This window comes from Paraburkholderia sp. D1E, from assembly GCF_052682275.1.
Genome location: NZ_JBQYMB010000001.1, coordinates 1,638,998 through 1,663,365, shown reverse-complemented (window position 1 = coordinate 1,663,365; position 24,368 = coordinate 1,638,998). Strand labels below are relative to the sequence as shown.

The 24,368-nt window shown below is 59.4% G+C and carries 16 protein-coding genes; 13 read left to right on the top strand and 3 right to left on the bottom strand.

What is annotated here, in order from left to right:
- Nucleotides 1-71: 71 nt before the first annotated feature.
- Both tssC and tssB read right to left on the bottom strand, forming a co-directional pair.
- Nucleotides 72-1,613, bottom strand: coding sequence for a type VI secretion system contractile sheath large subunit (tssC, locus tag ACUN0E_RS07640; protein WP_445566161.1), 1,542 nt, complete (start codon nt 1,611-1,613; stop codon nt 72-74).
- A gap of 28 nt (nt 1,614-1,641) precedes the next feature.
- Nucleotides 1,642-2,160, bottom strand: a complete 519-nt coding sequence (gene tssB / locus ACUN0E_RS07635) for a type VI secretion system contractile sheath small subunit (RefSeq protein WP_445566160.1) — start codon at nt 2,158-2,160, stop codon at nt 1,642-1,644.
- 246 nt (nt 2,161-2,406) lie between these two features.
- On the opposite strand from tssB, the gene ACUN0E_RS07630 reads away from it, so the two are divergent.
- The 11 genes from ACUN0E_RS07630 to tssJ all read left to right on the top strand — a co-directional run bounded on the left by ACUN0E_RS07630 (nt 2,407) and on the right by tssJ (nt 19,850).
- Nucleotides 2,407-4,752, top strand: a complete 2,346-nt coding sequence (locus ACUN0E_RS07630) for a type VI secretion system Vgr family protein (protein ID WP_445566159.1) — start codon at nt 2,407-2,409, stop codon at nt 4,750-4,752.
- An 83-nt stretch (nt 4,753-4,835) separates the two neighbouring features.
- Entirely contained in the window at nt 4,836-5,513 is a 678-nt protein-coding gene (locus ACUN0E_RS07625; RefSeq protein ID WP_445566158.1) for a hypothetical protein, read from the top strand.
- Between the two features lie 62 nt (nt 5,514-5,575).
- The gene (locus ACUN0E_RS07620) at nt 5,576-7,942 is read left to right on the top strand and encodes a peptidase M23 (RefSeq protein ID WP_445566157.1); all 2,367 of its coding nucleotides are present in this window, start codon (nt 5,576-5,578) and stop codon (nt 7,940-7,942) included.
- Between the two features lie 679 nt (nt 7,943-8,621).
- Entirely contained in the window at nt 8,622-9,353 is a 732-nt protein-coding gene (locus ACUN0E_RS07615; RefSeq protein WP_445566156.1) for a hypothetical protein, read from the top strand.
- A 2-nt stretch (nt 9,354-9,355) separates the two neighbouring features.
- A complete protein-coding gene (locus tag ACUN0E_RS07610; RefSeq protein ID WP_445566155.1) occupies nt 9,356-9,613 on the top strand; it encodes a PAAR domain-containing protein in 258 nt (85 codons plus the stop codon).
- A 2-nt stretch (nt 9,614-9,615) separates the two neighbouring features.
- Nucleotides 9,616-10,923, top strand: coding sequence for a hypothetical protein (locus tag ACUN0E_RS07605; protein ID WP_445566154.1), 1,308 nt, complete (start codon nt 9,616-9,618; stop codon nt 10,921-10,923).
- Complete coding sequence (locus ACUN0E_RS07600) at nt 10,898-14,620, top strand: ImcF-related family protein (RefSeq protein ID WP_445566153.1); 3,723 nt, start codon at nt 10,898-10,900, stop codon at nt 14,618-14,620. Before ACUN0E_RS07605 ends, ACUN0E_RS07600 begins: the two co-directional genes overlap by 26 nt.
- A gap of 28 nt (nt 14,621-14,648) precedes the next feature.
- Nucleotides 14,649-16,226 carry a type VI secretion system protein TssA gene (gene tssA / locus ACUN0E_RS07595; RefSeq protein ID WP_445566152.1) on the top strand — a complete coding sequence of 526 codons (1,578 nt, stop codon included), beginning with the start codon at nt 14,649-14,651 and terminating at the stop codon, nt 16,224-16,226.
- A gap of 38 nt (nt 16,227-16,264) precedes the next feature.
- The gene (gene tssF / locus ACUN0E_RS07590) at nt 16,265-18,088 is read left to right on the top strand and encodes a type VI secretion system baseplate subunit TssF (RefSeq protein WP_445566151.1); all 1,824 of its coding nucleotides are present in this window, start codon (nt 16,265-16,267) and stop codon (nt 18,086-18,088) included.
- Between the two features lie 101 nt (nt 18,089-18,189).
- On the top strand, nt 18,190-19,194 hold the full coding sequence (tssG, locus tag ACUN0E_RS07585) for a type VI secretion system baseplate subunit TssG (RefSeq protein WP_445570396.1): 1,005 nt from the start codon (nt 18,190-18,192) through the stop codon (nt 19,192-19,194).
- A 44-nt stretch (nt 19,195-19,238) separates the two neighbouring features.
- Complete coding sequence (gene tssJ, locus ACUN0E_RS07580; protein WP_445570395.1) at nt 19,239-19,850, top strand: type VI secretion system lipoprotein TssJ; 612 nt, start codon at nt 19,239-19,241, stop codon at nt 19,848-19,850.
- Between the two features lie 181 nt (nt 19,851-20,031).
- Here the strand turns inward: tssJ and ACUN0E_RS07575 are convergent, their stop codons facing one another.
- On the bottom strand, nt 20,032-20,874 hold the full coding sequence (locus tag ACUN0E_RS07575; protein ID WP_445566150.1) for an FAS1-like dehydratase domain-containing protein: 843 nt from the start codon (nt 20,872-20,874) through the stop codon (nt 20,032-20,034).
- Nucleotides 20,875-21,126: 252 nt separating this feature from the next.
- On the opposite strand from ACUN0E_RS07575, the gene ACUN0E_RS07570 reads away from it, so the two are divergent.
- Both ACUN0E_RS07570 and ACUN0E_RS07565 read left to right on the top strand, forming a co-directional pair.
- A complete protein-coding gene (locus ACUN0E_RS07570) occupies nt 21,127-21,951 on the top strand; it encodes a 2OG-Fe(II) oxygenase (protein ID WP_445566149.1) in 825 nt (274 codons plus the stop codon).
- A 415-nt stretch (nt 21,952-22,366) separates the two neighbouring features.
- Nucleotides 22,367-24,286, top strand: a complete 1,920-nt coding sequence (locus ACUN0E_RS07565) for an FUSC family protein (protein WP_445566148.1) — start codon at nt 22,367-22,369, stop codon at nt 24,284-24,286.
- The last annotated feature ends 82 nt before the right edge of the window (nt 24,287-24,368 follow it).

The following is a 24,368-nucleotide window of genomic DNA, read 5'->3' as shown; positions in this document are numbered from 1 at the left end:
TACCCTGCGGATCATTCGCCGCGCGCGCCCTCTCAGCACATCGCGGCGATAACTACTTCTGCAATGGATGCTCAGTTCTTGGCCTTGGGCATCTGCGAGACAAGTGACAGATTGATATCCATCCCTTCGACCTGGAAATGCGGCACGATGAACAGCTTCACGCGGAAGAAGCCCGGGTTGTCCTCGATATCCTCGACAATCACCTTCGCTTCGCGCAACGGGTGCGACGCCTGCAGGTCGTCGCCCGGATCAGTCATCTCCGTCACGAGCGTCTTGACCCACGTGTTAAGTTCCAACTCCAGCAGGCGCCGGTCCTTGGTTGTGCCAATGTTCTCGCGCTGAATCAGCTTGAGATAGTGTGCGATGCGCGAAAGCAGGAAGATATACGGCAGGCGCGCGTTGACGCGACTGTTCGCTGAAGCTTCTTTCGTGTCGTAAAGTGCCGGCTTCTGTGCCGAATGCGCTGAAAAGAAGCACGCGAAGTCGTGATTCTTGTAGTACGAAAGTGGGATGAAACCTAGATTGGCGAATTCGAACTCGCGCGTTTCCGGAATCAGCACCTCGCTAGGAATCTTTGCCTGGTTGCCAGTGCCAAGGTCGTACAGGTGGATCGGCAGGTCTTCAACGAGACCGCCCGCCTGAGGACCGCGGATCTGCACACACCAACCGTTCCTGATGAAACTCCTCACCATGTTCGCGCCAAACGCGAACGATGCATTCGCCCACAGGTAACGGCTATGGTCCGGACCTTTGACTGCTTCCGTGTAGTTGAACGCGCGTACCGGAACTGTCTCTGGACCGTACGGAAGACGCGCGAGGAAGCGTGGCAGCGTGAGGCCGATGTAGCGCGCATCGTCCGAGTCGCGGAAGCTCTTCCACTTCAGATATTCGGCGCGATCGAAGTAATTGCCAATGTCGCGGATGCTTGCCACCTCTTCCATCGACTCCTTGCCGAAAAATTTCGGCGACACCGAACCAATAAACGGCATGTGTGCGGCGGCTGACACCTTCGATATGTTGCGCAGCAGCGTAATGTCCTGCGTGCTACGGTCGAACGCGTAGTTCGAGATGATCGAGCCGATAGGCTGGCCACCCGGCGTGTCGTATTCCTGGATATACGTATGCAGGTACAGGCCACTCTGGATGACTTCCGGCGTGTCTTCAAAGTCCTGGCGCAGCGCATCCTTCGATACGTCAAGCACTTCGATCCTGACGTTCTTGCGGAAATCGGTACGATCAACCAGGAACTTCAACCCACGCCATGCCGATTCGATCCGCTGAAAGGTCTCGTTGTGCATGATCGCGTCAAGTTGACGGCTGATCTGCTGGTCAAGGTGTTCGATATGAAAGTCGAGCAGACTTCTGTCCAGACGATCGACGTGCTGGGACGAATCCTTGATCATCTTCAGGAAGACGCTCATCGCCTGGGCAACGCGCTCGTCCAGCGACGACTCTGCGAGCCCGTCCGCGTTCTGGAATGACTCGAACGGGCGTGTTGAGGTGACCGGTGTCAGGTTGATTTTTTCGCAAAGAGACTCGTAGACGCTTTTGGCCTCGAGGACAACGGTGTCCGACCCGGTTGATTGATGAAGCCGTGTTTCGTTTTTTGCCATGGTGCAAAACTCCTCAGTGACCGGGCGGTTATTGGGCAGACTGCGGAGCGGACGGCGCTGCCTCACCGATCTTCTGCAGATCGTTGCGAAGGCGCTCGGACAAAGCCGGGTCCTTGAGAATCTTTTCGAGTTCGCGGCGGAACATCGCGTTGTCAAGCAGGTTCGACTTGAGATCGCGCAGCAGGTTACGGGCGGCCATCAGCCCGCGTAGTTCAGGTACCTTGGCTGCGACCGCGTCCGGTTTGAAATCGTCCATCGATCTGAAGTCGAGAACGACCGGCAGTTCGGAACCGTCACTGGCAAGCGTGTTCTCGACCGCAATCCTCGCCTTCGGGTTGTAGTCCGCCAGCACCGAATTGAAGTTGTTCTTGTTGATGTCAACCTTGGTGCGCTCGGCGAGCGCCCGCCCGTCCTGACCGTTGCTGTAGTCACCCATCACCAGCAGCTTGAGCGGTAGCTCGACCTTCTTCTGCGCGCCTCCTGTGTGCAGGTCGAGTTTCAGGTTGATGCGAGCTTTCGGCACTTCATTCTGGAAGCTGTTACTCATCTTCGAGTCCTTTTGGTTTTAAGTAACGATCAGTACTACCAATCCAAGTCGCAATTGATATCACGAGATCTGTAGATTTTCCTGTAGGAAAAGTATGGTTTTTGTCAAAATTCAACAAAAGCGTTCAAGTCAGTTCACAGGACTGCGAAAAATGTTTACCTTCCTGACCCCAAACACAGGCATCGAATCGACATAGACAAACCGCACGCTTTGTCCCGTCGGTTGCGATGAAACGGAGATGCGACGATGGCGGATCTGCTCAAGAAAATCGGAACTTACGAAAATCAGAGTATGGCAATCACCGGACGACAGCCGTACTTCGTCGACGTGCCGGGCACGGCGAACGCAAAGGACCTGTCGGTTGTGTCGTTCGAGGCGACTGAGCGTATGGGCGAGCCGTACCGGATCACGATCATCCTTACGCACCAGGACCGCCTGTCAAGGTCAGACTACCTCGGCAAGGACGCAGTGTTTTCGATCGTCCGCGAGGATGCTGCGCCACGGAAGTTCTCCGGCTGCATTACCCGCTTCTCGAAGACAAAGACGACGAAGGATTTCAGCAGCTATGAGATCGTCGTCGAGGCGCATATCGCGCGACTGACACTCGTGCGCACCAGCCGCATTTACCAGTATCAGACCGCGCCGGAGATCATCGAGGCGATCCTGCGGCGGCACGACTTCAAGGGTCATCAGTTTGTTTTCAAACTGCGTCGCCAGTATCCGCAGCACAAGTTCCGGATGCAGTACCAGATGGCGGACCTCGCCTATGTCCAGATGCTGATGCAGAAAGAAGGCATCTATTGCTATATCACTGAGGGCGAGCACGGCGACGTGGTGGTTTTCGCTGATGACATCGACCACTACCTTTACGTCCCCGAACTGAAAGTGCCGTACCGCGAGTCGGCGGGTCTGGAGGCCGGTGTCGAGGCTGTGTTCGCCCTTCAGACCCATGCGCAGACGGTACCGCAGTCGTTCGTAGTGGCCGACTACAACCCGGACCGGGCGTGGGAGCGGTTCAGGGCCGAAGCGAATGTGGCCAGCAAGGACACGACTACCTATGGTCAGCCATACATCTACGGAACACACCACCTGGACCAGGACGGTGCGAAGTGGGAAGCGCAGTTGCGCCACGAGGCGGCGATCGCCTGGCAGATAGCCTACGAAGGCGGAAGCAATGTGCTGGACCTGCGGCCGGCGCGGATCCTGCGCATGGACAAGGATCTGCCGGATGCCCCGCAAGAAGTGCCCTTGGAGGATGCGCCCAAGGGCCAGGTGGTCATCGAAGTGACGCACCGTGGCGCGCGTGACGAGGCCTACAGCAATACCTTCCGGGCGATCCCGTCGGACCGGCGTTTCCGCCTGAAGCTCGAAGACCACAGGTGGCCGAGGATCACTGGCACCCTGAGCGCAAGGGTGAGTTCTCCAGGGCAGTACAAGTACGCGTATCTGACCCAGCAAGGCTACTACACAGTGCGTTTCGACCTTGATTTCGACGAATGGAATCCGGGTGGCGAGAGCGTGCCGCTGCGCCTCGCGAAGCCGTTCGCAGGCGCCTTGCAGACCGGGTTCCACTTCCCGGCGCTGGACGGCACGGAAGCGGTGATCGAATGCCGCGATGGCGATCCCGACAAGCCGTATATCTCGGCGTTTCACCACCACAGCCAGGCCGTGGATCTGATTACGAATCAGGATAGGTGGCTTTCGCGCAATGTAATCCGCACGCAGAGCGACAACAAGCTCCAGTTTGAAGACTGGAAGAGTGAGGAACACGTCAAGCTTTCTACCGAACATTCGGGCAAAAGTCAGCTGACCTTGGGACACATTGTCAACGGCAAACGCCAGAAGCGCGGCGAGGGCTTCGAGCTGCGCACATCGGGTTGGGGGGCAATCCGTGCGGGCAAGGGCATGTTTATCTCGGCGGACGATCAGCCCGGCGCGGGGGGACAGCAACTGGACATGCAGGCGGCGCTCACGCAGCTACAAATTGCACTCTCACATGTTGTGGGTCTTGTGGATGCCACGACTGCGGCCAACGCGGAGCCGGCCGACAAATCAACGCAGGCCAGCTTGAAGGATGCGCTGGACAAGCTGAAGGATGCCGGCCTCATCGCCAGCGCTCCAGCCGGTGTCGCGCTCGTCACGCCGCGCTCTATCCAGCAGGCTGCCGGCGAAAACGTGATGTTGACGGCGGGCAGGCACGTGGACGTCAGCGCCGTGAAGCGTTTCACGCTGGCCGCTGGCGAATTGATCTCGCTGTGTGCACATAAGCTTGGACTGAAGCTTTTTGCGACCAAGGGCAAGTTGGAAATTCAGGCGCAGAACGACGCGCTGGATCTGTTCGCGTCGAAGCAACTTCACATTGCCAGTGCGAATGAGGACGTCCTGATCGCCGGCCGCAGCAAAGCTGTCGTGACGAGTGGTGGGGCCTGTATCAAGATCGAAAACGGCAACGTTGAAATCATTTGTCCGGGCGACTTCCGGATTAAGGCGGCTTCGTTCAGGTTCGAGGGTCCTCAAAGTTTTGGTACTCCGACGCCCGTTCTGCCGCAGAGCGACTTCAAGGCGTCGGATTTTTACAGCTTTACACGCTAATGACGATGATTATCAGCACGATCTGTCGTGGCACAGGGCATGCCGCAGACTATCAGTCATGGGTGAGACACAGGAGTACTCAGTTGAAGATAAAGAGCGCTTCCTTATGCATAGCCGGGCTTGTCGCATTGACGTGTTTCAGTGGCGCGAAGGCCAAGCATGTTGTGTCGGCGGCGAGCGCAACCACAACCACAACGGCAGTTTCTGTGGAGCATACCGTCGGCCCATGTCGCTTCAGAATCACGAATATGTTCGGTGGGGATTTCGACGTGCCGCATCCGGATAGCTCGCCACCGCAACAGGGTTCATATTACCTACCGCTCACAGGCCCAATGGCCGCGCTAAATGATGGTTTTAGTCTTTTCTGCATTGACGCCACCGAAAAACGGCTAACAGTTGCATTGAACGCAAGGTATGCCGACGGTCGCTGCCTAAATTACGGGCCAGTCGGTGGCCCCGAATTCGTACCCTTTGACGAGAAGGCACGCTTCCGGACAATTAAACTAAAAGGAAAGAATTGGATCGGAAGAGCATATACCGCAGATGACACAACCGGCGATGAGAAAAGCCGGGCGCGAGTTTTCCATTTCTGTCTGATACACAACGCGTACGCGCTGTGTGGGGATACTCCCGTCGTATGGCTTGCCCGGCCTAAACGCAATCAACTGTGGAAGATCAAGGCAATCCTCGAATCTGTCGAGTTCGTCGACGCACCGCTGCCGGCAAGTGCCGCAGCCAGCGCAGCAACTGCGAGCCAATGAGCGGAGTTGAAGAGAGATGTGCATGACGAACCAGATTTCTACAAAATGACGCGCCAGTACCGATGATTATTAGCCCACCATTTCTGCCCGAAGCTGGCATCAGCTCCAGCGATCCGGACGCGATCGATCCGATGATGGATGCGGTTGACAAATTTGAATTGGCCCACGGTATTTATCCCATAGCGTTCGATCGCCGCTGGCATCCCGGCATGCATCTGGCGCCGAGATTGCAGAATGAGAAAGTTCGCGCGATTGCAGACGGCGAAGTCGTAGCCTATCGGGTGTGCCAGCATGCTTTCGACGGCGGTGGCGGCGCGCCGGACAGCAATGCCGGCTTTGTGCTGCTCAAACACACGACCGACACAGGCGAAGGACGCAAGCTGACGTTCTATTCGCTCTACATGCATCTGCTGGAACTCGATGGCTATAACGACCATGGTTTTCACACGGACGTGTTGCCGTCGTTCCTGCGAACGGCGTCACCTGGACCCAATATGCATCCGCCGGCTGTCGCTTCAGCTCAGGCCGGCGGCGGTCGAAAGATCTATCGGAAGGACATCCTCGGCCTGGCCGGGCGATGCCACGGCCAGTTGCACCTGCACTTCGAAATCTTCATGACGAAGCCGGATTTCGACGCGTATTTTGGTGCTACCCAACTGGGCCACGAACAGGTCGTCACACCTACCACGACCGACTACTGGGGTAGCAGTTACTACGTCATTCCGCCACAGCAGCAGTTTCTGCCGCTGCCGCCGGGTACGGATGCCAATAAGAAGCTTCACGGCATCCCCTTCGAACAACTGGACGCGGGACAGAATTCCGACACGCTGTACGTCGAGGTCTGGTTTCACAAAGGGGAAAAGTTCACAAAGGTCTGGCGAGATGCGGGCGGTAGCCGGCTCGAATTGCTAACTGAGCAGCCGCTCCGCGAGCCGAACTACGAATACGACCTCTACAAACGGGCAACCGCGCTGTATGCGACCTGTCCGAGCGACGGGTATGAACTGCTGCGCTTCGGGCGCATTCTTGGTACGCCGACCACGCTGCCGGAAGCGGCACGTGCTACCTGGGCGCAGGTTGCCTTTGCTACGGGCCGGAAGGGCTACATCGACGTTAACAATCGCGCCGTGCTGAAGTTGTCTGATGCGGATTTTCCGTTCTTCAAGGGCTGGAAGAAAATCAGCGAGGGTAACGGACCATTCGATGCGGACGGGCTGTGCGATATCGACACCTTGAAGAAAATCCTGAAGGACGCGAAGGAACATGAGACGCCACAGGAAGCTGCGCTGACTGAGGAGTACCAGAAAGAAGATGCACTGGTCCGCTATGTGAAGGCAACGGACGGTGTGCGCGAGCAATTGCGTGGGTTCGTGTGTGAAGCGCCGAGTGAATGGGACAGCACGCACAACGAGGAACGTTACCGGAAGTTGAAAGACCCGGACGAGTTCTACGACGGTAACGCCGCGGGCTACACGAAATTCCTTAACCTGCTGAAGTCATTTCAGTTCTGGGATCACACGGGGTTGCCTGCTGGCGGGAAGCTTTGGTACTTTCATCCGACTGCTTTTATTCGGCATTTCAGGAAATGCGGCTGGTTGAGCATCGCTGAATTCGAGAGAATTTACGCTGACCGGAACTATAGCCACACCCAAATTCCGCGTCCCTCGGAACTACGATCGATATATTTGATTCCTCTGAATTTCGCGCTGCGAAAGTACGGTCTTACAACACCTATAAGACAAGCACATTTCTTAGGGCAAGGCGCTGTAGAGAGTGCATGGCTGACTCTGATGCAAGAAACAAGCATGCGTGGATATCTCGACGCGAACGGCTTTCATGGAACGGTCAGAAATCCTGCGTCTCTGTTGCTGGAAACAAGCATCGGACACTGGTATGGGAAACTCCCTACAGAAGACGACGCATGGTTTCGATCCGCGAAATTCAATAGCGCTGGCGTACGCATTACCGGCTCGTATGACTGGAAAAATGGCAATTGCGATCGCGAGGATGCCCAGAAGTTCCGCGGCCGCGGATTCAAACAGTTAACCGGCCGAAGTAACTATGCTGACTATTGGGTGTTCCGTGGTTGGATCTCAACTGTCACATTCTCCAAGTCATGGTGGACCGATCCGGCATTCATTTCCCACAATAGAGCAGCAATGACGAAGCGGCCAGCGCAAATTGGGGATCCAGAGCGGGTAGCCTTGCCTGAGAATTGCGTTGACAGCGGAGGATTCTATTTGAGATTTAACCGACCACGTGTCGCTAGCGAGATAGACCGAGATCCTCCCCGCGTTGCGGTTACGCCTTCCGAACGGCAAGCTGAACGGCTCATTTCGCGAGCCGTCACGTATGCAATCAACGGCGGTTATCTAAACGACGCTGGGAGATTACTGTTCACGCGTGCCGCAAAAGAAATACTGGTGTGATATGAAAAAAAACCATTGGCTAGTGCTGCCTCTCCTTCTCGGCAGCTACGTGCTTTCGGCGTCAGCCGATGAGAATTTTAGCGTAACCGGAAACACCGTAAGGATCTCTGCGAATGGTCAATCACGCACCTGCCAGCTGGACCAGGCGCCGCGATTTGCCGTCGAAAGTTTCGACAAGACAGCACTGATCGTATCGGGGCGAGGATATGTACCCATCAAATCGCTAGCAAACTGCAATGCGGCCGTACCGATACACATATCCTCGATTCCAACTAGAGTTGGCGTTCTGGCGGACGTAAATCTGAGCAAGGGTCTCTACGTCGCACTTGATTTTGTAAATGTCCAACCATTCCTTTACCTAGCCACTGTTGCGCGCCTCGGTAGCTCTAAGAATCTTATTACGCTGAACGGGGCATATGTACCCGGACGGAAGCTTTCCGAGCAGCGTAGGCGCGCTTTCAACGGGTCCGGCGACGCTGGGTCGGCAATCATCTCGCCGGACGGACGGTTTGTAGCGCCGACTGCCGCGATGAACTGCTCAGACGATGCGTACCCGGGAGTGTGGGACGTATCGAAGAATCAACGCGTATTGGTTGATGACGCATCATGCTCTCGATTATTTGAATCGAAATAGCTGCTCTCCATGAAGTTCCGAGCAAACATATCCAGGATAACTACGGTGAAATTTGTTCGAAGTTTGTTTGTCTGGTGTCTTGTAGGATCGCTACAGGTTATTCTCATCCGTCCGGCGCTCCCCCATAACCTTCCATCTGCATCTCAGAGTGCTAATTACACAGATCTCGTCGCACCAATGAAGCCCTTGCAAGTTGACGACGTCAAGCGCTGCGGACTCAGTCTGCTCTATCCCTCTCAAAAAAATTGGTATGACGAGGAAATCAAGCTTGGCTGTACAGGCTCCTATAAAGAGGACCGCGGCACCTCGTTAGGCATCGATTACTCACGCTATCCAAACGATCCGGAACGGACAAGCAGGTATATCTCTATGGGCATACACCCTACGGGAATCGATGACTGGCTCGCAACAGGTAGCGGCCACGATACTGCGTTCGAGCAAACTGGCAGCGATGTTCGGCTTCTACCCCAATACAGTTTCGGCAATGGATGCCACAACCTCCTTCGGACCGTAATAACGCCAATTTCCGGAGCCAACTGGCACGGTTGGATTGCTGAGGAAGTCTATGGGAAGGCGAGTAGTCGCCGCAACAACGACTATTGCAAGACCTACGCGCCAAAGAACCGCTGCGTGCACCTGCTCATCGGCAATGAAAAAATGTCGGGAGAACTCACAAGCACATGCTTGCTTCGCAGGAGAACCGCAAACCTGGCGGAGGGTTTCAGCTACGACATCTTCATGCAAATGATCAAGTCCATCCACTTCAACGAGGAATAAGTGTGCAAAACCTCATCCGCGTCGGCGACGCACTGGAAAACGGCGGCCGCGTCACAAGCGGCTCATTTGATATGGATTTTGGTGGCCGTTTCGTCGCCCGCAAAGGAGACTCGGCGATCTGCGACCAACACGGTAAAACGGTGATCGCCGAAGGCCACCCGTTCGTGACCGATAAGGGCTTGCCGATCGCGCTGCATCATCATCGGTGCGCGTGTGGCTGCCGGCTGATCTCGTCCGTTGAAAATATGAACATCGCCTGAGCATGCCCGTCGATCTCACACGCGGCGGCCAGCCGAGTGCCTATCCGGCGCACGGTCCGCGCTTTCTGCCATGGCTGGGTATCTGGGCGCTGTGCTTCGCAATTGGCGCGTGCGCCGCGTTGCTACTGTGGCCCGCGCACACGCCAACCCAAGGCGCGTGGTTCTGGCTATGTGTTGTCGGCGCACCAAACGCATTGTTCGCTCTGCTGCTCGGCGTCGCCCGTACTGGCTATGAGACGGCATACCTGCACGCGCTGTATCGCAACCAGCATCGGCAGAACTGGCTGCGCGAACGCGTCGCCTATGCTCAACAACCGCTTTATGTGCTGGGGTATGCGTACCATTTTCCCCTGGACGGCAAGGCGCTAGTGCCCACGATCATCGCGGGCCAGTCGATCATGACAGCCCAAAAACCGCGCAACGGTGCCGGACATATTCTCCATACACGCTTGCCGGATATCGAGCCAACTGCCATTCCTGAGCCAGACTTCGATCAAGGCGGAACAGTCGCCGAAGCGGAAGCAACTGCAACGACCTTTCTGCCAGAAGCCGCTCGCGCCAAACCGGACGGGTTCAGTCTGGTGATCCAGCAGGTACTGTCTCCCCTCGCAAATACGGTGCAAATGTTGTCGCAGTCGGGACCGCAGTCCACGCCTGTCGTGCGGCTCGTCACCGCCCGCCCCGATAACGCGTCATCTCGCGTTCAGCAAGTACGCGAGGCACTAGCCCGTCTCCGCTTCCCACCGCTGGAGTGCAGCGTCACATCGGCAGACGACGGCCTGATGCTGGCCGATGCATGGCTTGATGCCCGCGAGCAACGACCGCTCCTTGTGATCGCCGCTGAATGGCACGACGCGCCGCCCGCGGGCAGCACGGAAGGTGGCGTCGCGGTTCTGCTGTGCGCGAATGCATCGATCGGACCGGCTGTCGGCACGTTGCATCGCCCGGTGGCAACGACACTGGACAAGCTGGACGAGAGCCTGCCGATGGCCGCGCTATGGGGCAAGGTCGTTGCAGAGGATGTCCGTCATGCGTGGATCAGCGGCATTGCCGCCAATCGCGACGCGGATCTTGCACACGCGTTCGGCGACGCGTCGCTAACGGGCATAGCCGGCGCGGACGCGCAACATTTTCCAGACCGGACCATCGGTCACGCCGGCTCTGCTGCTGGCTGGCTCGCTATCGTCGCTGCCATTGAGTCCGGTACGGCCGGTCCGCAACTCATCATCAACCAAACACAGACCGTGCAATCCGCGGTTTTGTACGCGCATCCGCAAATCACACATGAAGATCCAACCGAAGCCGAATAACATCAAGGATCTCGTTCGTCTGCAGCATATCGATCCACCTGCGTCGAAAGTCAACCCGATTGGGGTTTGGGGCATCGCACTGGTGATCATCGTGCTTGCCCTGGTCGCGCTGACCTTTGTCTGGTTCAAGGGCAGCTGGGTGCGCACGCCTCTCCTTGAAGACCAGAAAACCGCCTCACTGTGGATTCTCGGCGTTCTTGCGGCCACGCTAATGCTCACGCTGTTTTGTTCGCGCATGGGAGCATTCCGGGCCATCGGCGCGGTGTTCCAAAAGGAGACCGGAGCCCATTCACCCGAGCAAACGGTCGGCGAGCAATCAAAGCACGACGCGGGGCTACGTGAACTACGTGCCGAGCTTCGCACCCATTTCGGCTGGCGCTGGCGTTATCGCCTGCCGTGGCTGCTGCTGACGGGTGACGACGCCGCGATCGGCCGGTTGTTGCCCGAGCTGACCGGGCATAGATGGTTGGTCACGCAGGATATCGTCTTGCTGTGGAGCAGAACCGACGTCGATGAGCAACCGGATGCGGCCTGGCTCAGACAACTGTACAAGCTGCGCCGTCACCGCCCCGTCGACGCGATCGTGCTAACCCTCGACGGCGCCGCTGACCTGTCCACACAACGCCGCGGCACCAACGCCTACGGCGTGACGCTCGCAGGCATCGCCGCAGCACTGCACTGGTCCGCACCGATCTACGTGCTCGACGTCGCGCAGACCGATAGTGTCACGAGCGGCACCACCCCTGTCATCGGCTGCGAATTCCCACGTGCGGCCAATGCACAGTTAGTCGAAGCCGCCCTGCTCGCGGTGCGCAACCGCCTCGCCGATCGCAGCGTCGCGCAACTCAGCCACAACAGTCACGACGACTACGCGGGGAAACTCTCCGAGCGCCTCGACACACGCAGCGCGCCGCTGGCAGGATGGATCGCCAGCCTGGCCAACCGGCACCGCCACCAGCCGGCCAGTGGTGTCTTCTTCGCACCTCACCCTATGCCGATCGCCGGAGCGAAGCAGCACGGCCCGACCAGCGCAGACCTGCCACTCTGGCGGTACCTGGGCGAAGCAGCCCGCCGTGAACCAGCCCGCCGCATCGGCTGGCACCCCGTGACCGTATTCTCCACCGCCGCCCTGATTGCAATCGGCGTATGGACCGCCGGCATGCTTGCGTCGGGGATGTCGAACGCGCACGACCTGCGCGTCGCCAGTCAGGCGGCCGGGACGGTGACCACGGCGCCCAATTCCGCATCAAGCTTGCGCGCACTGGTCGCGCTGCAACAGCAGATCGACCTGTACGAACGTCGCACACAGCAACACACACCGCTCCTGTCCCGCTTCGGCCTGAACCACGACACCGAGGTGCTCGCCGCTCTATGGCCCGCCTACGCGCAAGCGAGCAAGCGGCTGTTGATCACACCAGTCCAGCAGAACCTCGAAGCACAACTGGTCGACCTCAGTCAGATGCAGACGACGCAACTCGATGACCAGACCAGCCGGCTTGCGCTCGACGGCCACCAGACGCTAAAGACGTATCTCATGATGGCCGCTCCCAGCCGCGCCGACGCCGCCTTCATCGCCCCTCTGCTCCCCCATTACTGGAACACGGATGCAAACTTGCCGACCGGCGAGAAACTCGATCTGTCCGAACGTCTGCTGGACTTCTACGCGCAACACCTGAAGACGCACGAAGACTGGCACATCCAGCCACGTGCGGATCTGATCGACGCCTCGCGGCAGACACTACTCGCCGTGATCGGCGTGAAGAATTCCGAAGACACGATTTACCAGGGCGTCCTGAATACGGTAGGCAACAAATACGGTAACCAGACTCTTGCTTCGCTCACGGCCGGCACCGACACACGTGGTCTTATCCACTCGACGGTCACGGTCCCCGGCGTGTTCACCCGCCAGGCCTATGAAGGCTCCATCGCGTCAGTAATCGATGATGCCGCGAAGCGCAGCGAGGTCGCGAACGACTGGGTGCTCACCGATGGGCAGAACATCCGGGCAGCTCAGAATGGCCAGCCGCAGGCACCGGCTCAATCACCTGACGCGTTGAAAGCGGAATTGGAAAAACGCTACTTCGCCGATTATGCGGATCACTGGCAGAGTTTCATGAACACCCTGCAATGGGAACCTTCAACAACGCTGCCGTCCGCGATCGAACAGCTGAAACTGATGGCCGACGCTCGTCAGTCACCCGTGATCGCACTGATGAAATCGATCGAGTATCAGGGCGGCGCGGGCGCGTTGAGGGAATCGTTGTCGGACACGCTGGTGACGAAGGCGCAGAACATATTCGGCAGCAAGACCGAAGCGCCAGAGACGGCGAAACCTGACCCCGCAGGACCACTCGGCGCGTCGTTCGGCCCGGTGCTGCGTCTGGTAGCGCAGGGTAGTGCCAGCGCTACGGCAAACAGCGACCTCAGCCTGCAACGCTTCATGGAACGGATCACCACGTTGCGCCTGAAGCTGCAGCAGATCAGTGATAGCCCCGATGCCGATTCGCAGGCAAGGCAGGTCGCCCAGTCGCTGTTCCAGGGCAAAGGCTCGGAATTGGCCGACACGCAGACCTACGCGCAACTGATCGCAGCGAGCCTCGGTGCACAGTGGGCAGGTATGGGCGATGCGCTGTTCGTACGGCCTGTCACCCAGGCAACCCAGACGGTTTTGCTCCCTGCGCAGGCGAGTCTCAACGATGCGTGGCGACAAACCATCGTGACGACATGGAACCGCTCATTCGCGGGTCGCTATCCGTTCGCCAACACCGACAACGATGCATCGCTGCCGGAGCTCGCGCGCTTCCTGCGCCCGCAGGGCGGTCTGATCGGTGCCTTCCTGAGTTCCCAACTGGCGGGCGTGCTGGAACTGCAGGGCGATCAATGGGTGCCGGCGACCACCGGTAGTCAGGCGCTAGCCTTCGATCCGGCGTTCCTGAAAGCGGTGAACACGCTGCAGCGCATTGCCGGGCATCTGCTTTCGCAAGGCGAGCCGCAATACCGGTTCGAGTTCAAGCCCGTGCCGACACCGGGCGTAACCGACACCCTGCTCACGCTGGACGGCCAGAAGCTGCACTACTACAACCAGCAGGAAACGTGGCAGGCGCTGACGTGGCCGTCCAACAATCCGCAGGACCTCGGTACCCGGCTGCAATGGCAAACCGAAAAGGCAGGCACCAGCAAGAACTTCGAGTTCGGCGGCCGCTGGGGGTTGGTGCGGATGCTGGAGCGCGCACGGGTCGAACCGATCGACAGCGCAACCTACCAGTTGACGTGGCAAGGCGCCCCGGACTCGAAGCCGCTGAAGCCGGTGCAGGCGAACCGGCCCGCCTTAGCGCCGGCTTCGACCAGCGCCGCGACGACAACCGGCACGAGCGAGACGGCGGATAACCAAGCGGATGACGACGCGCAGGGCAGCACCCCTCTGACGGCCCAGGCGCCACTGACACCGGCTTCGGTCGACCTCACCTGGCCGTTGAGTTACCTGATGCGCACGGACGTCGCCAGCGGTCCGCTCGAGCTGCTTGCGCTCAGGGGCTTCGTGCTGCCGACGCGCATCTTTGCGGGCAGGAGTCCAGCCGCCGCGCGAGGCGCAAAGAAGACCGCGCAGGCTGATGGGCCGCCGCCATTGCCAAAAGCGATGCTCGACGCGGCGAAGCATGCCGAAACCCCACTGCCCGCCGGGCCGAGACCCCTATGAAATTCAAACCGGCCTACCACTGACTGTCATGTTCACAAACCTTCTCAGCGCGCTATTCGGCACGCGCGCACCATCAGATCTCGCACGGTCCACCCAAGGGCGCTGGGACGACTGGCTGCGGCCCATCAGTGATGCCGCTCCGACCGGCGCCGATCCCAATTACGATGACGACTTCCTCGCCATCAAGGATGAAGTTGCGAAGCTGTCCGACGTCGACGATACGCTGATCGCCGACACTGCTGAGCGTTTGCTCAAGCACAACGCCAAGGACGTGCGCCTCGCCGTCTACTACGTTTACGGGCGCATGCGTCGTGACGGCGCGGAAGGCGTTGCTTCGGGGTTCGAACTGCTTTCGGCGCTGGTCGACCGTTTCGGCGATACCTTGCTGCCGGTCCGCGCCGAAACCCGCAAGGCTGCATTTGAATGGCTCGCGGGTAGCACTTTCGTGGACCGGCTCGACCGGGTGCAAGGACTCACCGACACGCTACTTGAGCGCACGCTGTCGGCGCTCGCGCTGATCACGGAACGCGCAGCGCAATGGCCCGAAGCCGCGCGACCAGAACTGCACCCGCTGCTCCGCCGGTTCGAAGGACGCGTAGAGACACCGCTGTCATCGGCGAATATGAATCGCGATATGCCGTCAGAGGCGGTCCTACCCGCAGCCGCCTTGCCCGCAGCGAGCGAAGTGACGTCGACCCGCGATCTGCTTGATCGCGCCCGTCAGATGGCGCAGTTTCTCCGCGAGCAGCCGCAAGGTTATCTGGCGGCCTACCGTCTGATGCGCTGCGTGCGATGGGATACGCTGACCGACGTGCCGCCGCACGAGGTGGGCGGCACGACGCGGCTGGTCCCGCCGCGTGCCGAGTTGCGCGCGCATCTCAAACGGCTAATGCTGCAGAAGCAGTGGCCGGAACTACTCGACCGGGTCGAGGCGGCGTTCGCGGAGGGCGCGAATCACTTCTGGCTGGACCTGCAATATTACGCATTCAGTGCCCAGGAACAGGCGGCCCGCGAATATGCCCAGGTCCGGGATCTGCTTGCGACCGACTGCGCGCTCATGCTTGAACGTCTGCCGGGCCTTGACCGCCTCGCGTTCTCCGACGGCTCACTCTTCGCCGACGAAGCCACGCTCGAATGGATCGCTCGTTATGCAACAGTGCGCAATGTCGAACGAGGCGAGACCGTTGCGCCGGTGACGGTTTCATCGGCCGGTACCGATTGGGCAGAAACCGAAGCCCAGGCCGTGGATCTGGCTGCACAGCAGGGACTCGACGCTGCCTTCTCATGGTTGCAACGTTTGCCCGCGCAGGAGGGCGAACGCGACCACTTCGTGCGGCACCTGGTCATGGCCCGGGTGGCTGAGCGCGCCGAGCGACCCGATACGGCACTGCGCCTGCTCTCGATGCTCGACGCCGCTGTGCAGCGCTTCCAGCTTGCCATCTGGGAACCATCGCTGGCCTTCGAAACCAAGCAGCACCTATTACGTCTTCTGAAAATCCGCATGAACCGCAAGGACGCGGACAAAAACACACTCGCGCAGCGCATCGAAGTACTGACGGGTGAACTGACTGCGATCGATCCAGCCCGCGCAGTGACGCTCGCCTGAGTCAACACGGGCGCCACCAAAGACCAAAGATTCCGCTGATGAACAATCCGACCAGAGATAACGAAATCCTCCGCTACTATGAAACGGAAATGCGCTATTTGCGCGAGGCGGGCAAGGAGTTCGCACGCGCGTTTCCAGATCGCGCACGCATGCTCAACATCGATAACATCGGCGAGCGCGATCCGCACGTCGAGCGATTATTCGAAGGATTCGCGTTTCTGATGGGCCGCCTGCGCCACAAGCTCGACGACGAATTGCCCGAACTGACAGAAGGTCTCGTCAGCATGCTGTGGCCGCACTATCTGCGGATGATTCCGTCATTGTCGATTCTTGAATTGAGTCCAGAAAGTGGAGCGCTGCAAAAGCATGAAACACTTGCGCCAGGACTCGAGGTAATGTCCGCTCCGATCCCGCGGGGACTTCCTTCTGGAATCGGTGACAACGGCGTCGAGTGCATTTACCGGACAACTCAAACAGTCGACCTCTACCCCTTACGCCTCGTCGAAGCGAACGCATACGCAAGGGAAGATGGCCGCTCCGTGTTGCGCTTGCGGCTGGAAGTGCAGCCCCAGGCGAGACGAGAACAACTGGAGGTGCCGCGTCTGCGGCTCTTTCTAAATGCCGACAGGCCCGTGGCGCTCGCGCTGTACGCCGCCCTAACAGCGGATCCGCTGGCAGTGCACGTGCGCGTGCCGGGCTATCCGGAGGACCGGCCGGGTACGCCGCAACCGATGCCAGGGCTGCATTTCAAGGCTGCTGGATTTGCAGCAGATGAGCGCCTATGGCCAAAAGCCGATAACGCGTTTGGCGGTTACCAACTGCTGCTTGAATATTTCACCTTCCCGGAAAAATTCATGTTCGTAGACCTCCTCGGTCTCGACATGCAGATGATCCCTCAGGCCGCTGAATACTTCGACGTCGAAGTGGTACTGGCGAAACCGTATCCGGACGACATGCGCTTCTCCGCCGACAACGTGCGCCTCTACTGCACACCGATCATCAATCTCTTCGCGCTCGAAGCGGATCCGATTACGGCATCGCAGCATGAGACGGAATATCGTGTACACGCGATTGAACAACGGGGCGATCACGTCGACGTGTATTCGGTCGATAACGTGCGAGGTTTCGAGGCGGATACTGGCCAGCGCTTCGAATATGCGCCATTCGCCGCGTTCCGTCATCGCGGCGGCATGCTGCGCCATGAAATGCCGGAACGGTATTTCCATACGCGTACGCGACGCGGCCCATCCGGCCGCTTCGACACCTGGATCGTCCTGGGCGGCCACGCGTGGGAACACCAGGACACGCTACCGCAGGAAACGCTATCGCTATCCGTCACCGGCACGAATGGCATGTTGCCGCGAAAAGGCTTGCGCGACGCAGGCATCAACCGTATGCGCGGTGGCTTCACCAATATCGGCGCGGTGCGCAACCTGACCGCGCCGACTCTGCCCGTGCATCCACCGGCCGGCGACCGTTTTCAATGGCGCGTGCTGTCACATCTGGCGCCGAACTACCTGTCGCTGCTAAACGCGGAGATCTTGCGCGGGAGTCTTGCCCTGTATGACTGGACCGACGGTGAGCTGAACAAGCGCAAAATTGACGCGATCACCGACGTACAACACCGACTGCTTCAAAAACCTGTCAAGGGCGGGTTGCAACGTGGCGTCGAGATCGAGGTGACACTCGACAGCGCCGCATTCGCCGGCGACGGCGATATCGAACTGTTCAGCGGGATGCTGAACCGCTTTCTTGCGCTGTACGCGACTTTGAACCTGTTCACGAAGCTGGTGGTCGTGTCACAGCCAACTGGCCGCAGAATCGAATGGCCTGATACGAAAGGCGAAGGGGCACCGTTTTGAACGGCCCGCAACGCAGGGGAGCGAAGCAAGCGCTCGCGTTGGAATTGACTAACTACGCCGACCGGCCGCTGCTGCCTGCACTGCTCGCCGACGCGACGCAAATGAATTTCTTCCGCTTCTGCGAGCTGATCGAACTTGCCGCACCCGATCAGCCGCCCATCGGCACGACCGATTCGCCGGGGTCTGAGCCGGTTCGCTTTCGCTCGCGTGCTCGACTCGGTTTTCCAAACCGCGAAATCGATGCGGTTGAATACGACCTTGATAATCCCGCGATACCTCCCGACATACGCACGACTTTTCTTGGACTGTACGGTGTCGACGCCCGTATGCCGTCGTACTTTGTCGACGAGATTGCGCAAAATCGCGAGGGGGCTGAATCGATGTCGGCATTCCTCGACATTTTCCATCATCGGGTGCTCACGCAGTATTACCGTGTGTGGCGCAAGTATCGGTATCCCGCTGGTTTCAGGAAAAACGGAGCAGATGAAATTTCGCGCTATCTGCTGAGCTTCGCCGGCCTCGGCATCACTTCACCTGAACTCGCCGGGGTCGTTCCACAAGACCTTCCTCCTGTCGTGAGCACGCGCAAGCTGCTGTCGATGCTGGGACTCGCAAGCCAGAAGACGCGCACGGCCGAAGGTCTGATTGGCGTGTTGCAACACGCGGTGCCGGATGCGCGAATTACCGTGGAGGAGTTCTACCCGGTGTGGATCAGCGCGGCAGGTTACCCGCAGACTCCGCTCGGTGAGGCATGCCTGCTTGGCCATGGCTTTTACGATTGCGCCAACGCGGTGCGGATCGTCATCAGACCGCAAACACGCGAGTCGGTACTCGGGTTGATGCCGGGTCGGGAAAATCATAGTGAGGTAATGGCGCTGCTTCGTTTTTACCTGGGTTACGAAGCGCGAGCACAACTCGAAATGCATGTGAGTCCCGAATTGATGCCCGCACAGGCGCTGAATTCGGATCAGGTCAGCCTCGGTTACACGACCCAACTACCACAGCCTCGCATTCCGGAGCAGCCTTGCCCGGTTACGCGAGTGCAACTGGGCGTGTGGACAGGAGGCAGCGCCCGATGTCCTGCTCAACAGCACCGAACGCACTGATACAGCGATTCACGAATCGCGGAACACGAAAAAGGATCAACAGAATGATGCGAGTACTTCGAATCGGCACCGCGGCGTTGGCCATCTTTGCCATCGCAGGTTGCGGAGTAGGACAGGCTATGAAAGACAGCACGGTGGATGCAGCGAAATGGGCGTTCACAACGCAGGTCAAGATGATGAATGTCGATCTTGTCAGCCGGTCGTCATTAAACCCAAACGGCGCCGGGCAATCGTTGTCGACCGTGGTGCGGATCTATCAACTGAAAACGCCGCAAACATTCAAGCAACTTGGCTATATGCAACTGCAAACGAATGACGTCGAGGCGCTTAAGGCAGACCTGCTGGCAACAACGGACGTAGTGCTACGCCCAGACGCCAGCGCAAGCATCAGCGAACCGATGAACAGCAACGCGGAGTATGTCGGCGTCGTCGCGTTTTTCCGGAATGCTGGCATGGATTCGACCTGGAAGCTGGTCGTTCCCAAAAAGCTGTGGAAGAAGACTGATCCAGTGAAGATCGAGGTGCAGGGCAGCGCATTGCAACTGGTTGACGCAACGGCCGAAGCGACCAGGCAGAACGCGCCACAGCAGAGCCTCCCGAATCCGCCGAAGGCAAAGCCAGCTACGATGACGGAGTATGGGAAGCAATCGGGTTGACCGCCGGTGGGATACCAGCCGGCTTTGAGAAGTGCATCGACGAATTCTTTTGGATAGCCGCGGGTTTCGTCGATCTCGCGAAAATACTCGCCGAAAAAGTGCTGGCATGGATCGCGCGCCATTTCGCGAATATCCGGAAACGAATCTGCCGCGTGATTCACATAATCAAAGCTCCTGAAGCTCAGCCGAGCGCCGCCGTACCACGCATGGTCAGATAACCTTCGTGGTCTTTGGCCCACAGGTCAATGGTCTTCCCGTCGGCAAAAGGTTTGCCACATACCGTGAAAGGCTGCCCAGCGAAAGTCGGCCGCACCGCCTTGAACGCGAAGCTTTGCAGCGTTGCATCCGGTTGCTCACGGCGCACCAGATCGACCAGAAGCGTCGCGATCAACGGGCCGTGCACGATCAAACCGGGATAGCCTTCCACCTCGGTCACGTACGGATAGTCGTAATGGATGCGATGACTGTTGAAGGTCAACGCGGAGTAGCGGAACAACATCACGGCATCCGCATCGACGGTGCGGCGCCACGTTTCGCCCTCCGGCGCTGGCGCCGATTGCGGCGGGCGGCCACCCTCTTGCGGCGCGTCGCGGTAGACAATGTCGTGCTCTTCTTCGAGCTTCAGTTCGCCGCCGGCTTCGATCGCGTGCTGCACGGTCACGAACACGAGGCGGCCCGAGCGGCCAGTCTTGTCTTCGATATTGGCGATGGTCGACGTGCGTTTCGCATGCTCGCCGACTTTGAGCGGCGCGTGGAACGTCAGGCGGCCACCGGCCCACATGCGGCGCGGTAGCGGCACCGGCGGCAGAAAGTCACCGCGCTTCGGATGACCGTCCAGACCGGCATCGGACAGCGGCCCAATCGGCAGAAAGTACAGCCAGTGCCAGAGCGGTGGCACCGTATCGCCACGTTCTTCCCGGTCCAGGGTGGCGGCCATTGCCGTCAGCGGAAAAGCGGTGATGTCATCTTCAGCCACCGTTTCTTTGTTGAGCCAGTCGTCGAGTTTCTCTGCGGAGGCAAACATGGGCAAAATCTCCGAATGCGTTTATGGGGCTAAATAGGACCCTACTATGAACCTCGCGGCACATTTCGCGAAGTTTGCATTTTCGAATCGAGCCTTTTCTTTTGCTTAAGACGCCCCACACGCCCGTGCGGCGGGTGCAAGCGGCGTGGCCATAATGAGGCGGGAATTGAAGAGCAAGAGTCGGAGTGCGTGGCCTTCGGCGCGTGCTTACACTCAGTCATCGTTCGATGAATCGCCTTACGGAGAATACTCATGAATACGGTCGCGAAGGATAGGCACTCGCACTCGACGGAGTTGGAACTGGAACTGGGATTCGCGCGCAAACTGAAACACCCCGAGGTATCGGAGGCAGACTCCGGCACCGTCACCGGCTCGCTTACGCGACGTGTCGACGCAATCGACTGGTTCGATGTCGAAGAAGAACTGAACAGCTACGGCTGCATGATGCTGCCCAATCTGCTCCGTGCGCAGGAATGCGACGCGCTGTCCGCGCTCTATCCACGCGAAGACCTGTATCGCAGCCGCGTCGTGATGGCGCGGCATGGTTTTGGCCGCGGTGAATACAAGTACTTTGCTTATCCGCTGCCGCAGCTGGTTGCGCAATTGCGCATGGAACTTTACCCGCGCCTCGCGCCAGTCGCGAATCGCTGGAATGAAGCGATGAATATCGATGTCCGTTATCCAGCCACGCACCACGAATTCGTCGAGCGCTGCCACGCCGCCGGTCAGTTGCGTCCGACGCCCCTGCTTCTTCAATACGCCAAGGACGATTTCAACTGCCTGCATCAGGATCTATACGGCGAGCACGTCTTCCCGCTTCAGGTCGCGATTCTGCTGTCCGAGCCCGGCCAGGATTTCACGGGTGGCGAGTTCGTGATGACGGAGCAGCGTCCGCGGATGCAGTCGCGCACGGAAGTCGTGCCTCTCGGCAAGGGCGACGCGGTGGTGTTTGCGGTCCATCACCGGCCGGTGCAAGGCACGCGCGGCGTGTATCGCGTGAATCTGCGACATGGCGTGAGCCGCCTGCGGTCGGGCCACCGGCACACGCTCGGAGTGATATTTCACGACGCGACTTGATTCAGTTCGACGCGGCGCCAGCCGGGCCTCGAGGGACGCGCCGCCAAGCCACGGACGGATCCTGCGCGGCTTTCATCCTTACCGGTGCAGCACGCCTGGCCGTTGGACGCCGCACGCCACACGCCACACGCTCCCGTCCGCGCCGCTGCTGCGCCGCCGCAAAAATTCGACAACGGTAATTTTGAATCGGTATCATTCGGGAAAACCCGAACCCGCCGGACACGCTGCGCCACCCTTTGCAGCGCGTCCAGCGTGGCTGTTCGAGTGTTATCGCCCGTCGTCGGACGGGGCTTTCAACCGGTGATCCCGGCATGGCGGCCCCTTCCGACGATACGAAGCTGGCGGGCTCGCATGCCCGCCTTGTCGCAATCGGCCAAAAGCCGGTGGCGGCCATTTAGCCTGGATATCATCGATCATGATTGCTGCCGCGTTTTCGCGCGTCGCCGACCGCCTGCTGGTTACGGATCCGGGACTCGTGCGTCTTCATACCGCGCTGCGCGTTGCGCTTGCCTGCCTGCTAACCGGCATTGCCAGCATCACGTGGACCGTCTTTCATCACCAACCGATTACCCTCGCCGCACCCAGCATCCTCTTTGCGATGGTGGCGCCCCTGTTCGTGCGCGACGCGAGGCGGCCGGCGTGGTTCGGCACACTATTCTGTCTTTATCTCTGCGCCTGCGCGTGCTTCGCTGCCGCGGGCATACTCAGCCGTTATCCGCTCGCCGGCGATGCGGGTTTTCTGATCGTGATGTTCGTCGGCATGCTGGTCCAGGCATGCGGTCCGCGCGCGCTAGGTTGCGCGATGCTGGGCGTGGTGTGTTTCTATCTTGGGCTGTACCTGCATCCTTCGTCCTTCCATCTTGCGCAATCGCTCTTGCTGTCCGTATCCGGCCCGCTGATGGTCGCGCTGGTCGGCCGCGTGATCGTGCCGATGCGGGCGGCTGTCAGTTTCCGGCTCGCCATTCACACGGTGACGTTGCGCGCATCGCGTGTACTTGCCGCACCGGGCGCAGTGAATCTTTCAGCGTTGAACGAAGCCGCGCTCTCGCTTGAAGAACAACTGGCGTTGCTGAATCCGCCGGATGCCGAGACGATTCGCGAGCGAATTGTCGAAGTGGAAGTCGCGGCTGGGCAGCATGCGTTTGCTTCCGCGCCAGCACATAGCGGCGCGCCGCAAGCAAGTGCCGACGTGCTGCGTCACGCGATTGCCCGGCTCAAGGAGATTGCGCATCGCGGCCATGGGCAGCGCGCTTCGCCGTTGCTAGCTGACGATGCGAGCGCAATTTCCTTGGCGCAACGGTTTGCCGATTTGCGCGCAAAGCTCTGCTGGCTGCCCGCCACGCGCGCCACGACCGCGGCTTTTCTCGCGATGCTGATTGGCCACTCGCTGTCTCCTGAGCGCTGGTTCTGGGCAGTCATCACCACGTTCGTGGTGTTTCTCGGTACACGGTCACGTGCTGACACGATTTATCGCGGCGCGCAACGCCTCGCCGGGACGCTGGCGGGCGCGCTAGTCAGCGTGCTGCTGGTTGCCCCGCTGCACGACTCGCCCCTGCTGCTCGTGGCTGCGATGGTGCTGTGCGTGTTCGGTTGGGCTTACTACATCCTGAGTGCGTATGCCCCCGGTGTGTTTTTCATTACCGTGCTCGTTGGGCTCGTGTATGGCGAATTAGGCTTCGCGATGGGACCGCTGGTTGAGTTGCGGATCGAAGAAGTGCTGGTCGGTTGTCTCGTGTCGTTTGCGGTCGCGATTTTGATGATGCCGCTTGCGGCGACCCGGCATGTTGAGGCAAGGCTTGGGGCTGTGCTTGTCGCACTGCGCGAGGTAGTGCGACAAGCAGGCTCCGCTGCTCAAACGCCCGGGACGGCCCCGGCCATGCGCAAACTCGATCGCACCTGGCATGATCTGCGGATCGCGCTGAAACCGCTGCAGACGCAGCGAGTGGTGGTGTGGAATCCCGGCGTCGAACTTGCCACCGGTTCGCTGCTGTGTTGTTTGCACTGGGCGCGGGTGTTGAGTGATGCTTCGCGGCAAGATGAGTCATCGGCAAATGCGGCGCTCAGTGCAGTAGATGTCGGCGCGGGGCATGTGGAATCGATTGTGACACGGCTGGATTCGCTGATCGCGCGGTATGGCGGTGGGGCGGAGGGCTCTGCACCTGGCGAGCTGGATGAGCGTGTGTCGGCGACTGCTGCCGTTGATGTCGATCCAGCGAAGGCACCGGCACTGGCTCAGCTAGATGGCGCCGTCGTTCAGTTGTTTGATCGGTTGATGCAGCCGGCCGCCGAAACGCGGCGGGTATTCAATTGGGCGCTCCGGGGTAGGAGCGCTTAGGCGGCGATGGGTTTTGATTTTGTTTGCCTATACCGGTCGGGGGATTGTTGCGCTTGTGAACTTGTCCACAGAAAATGTTTGC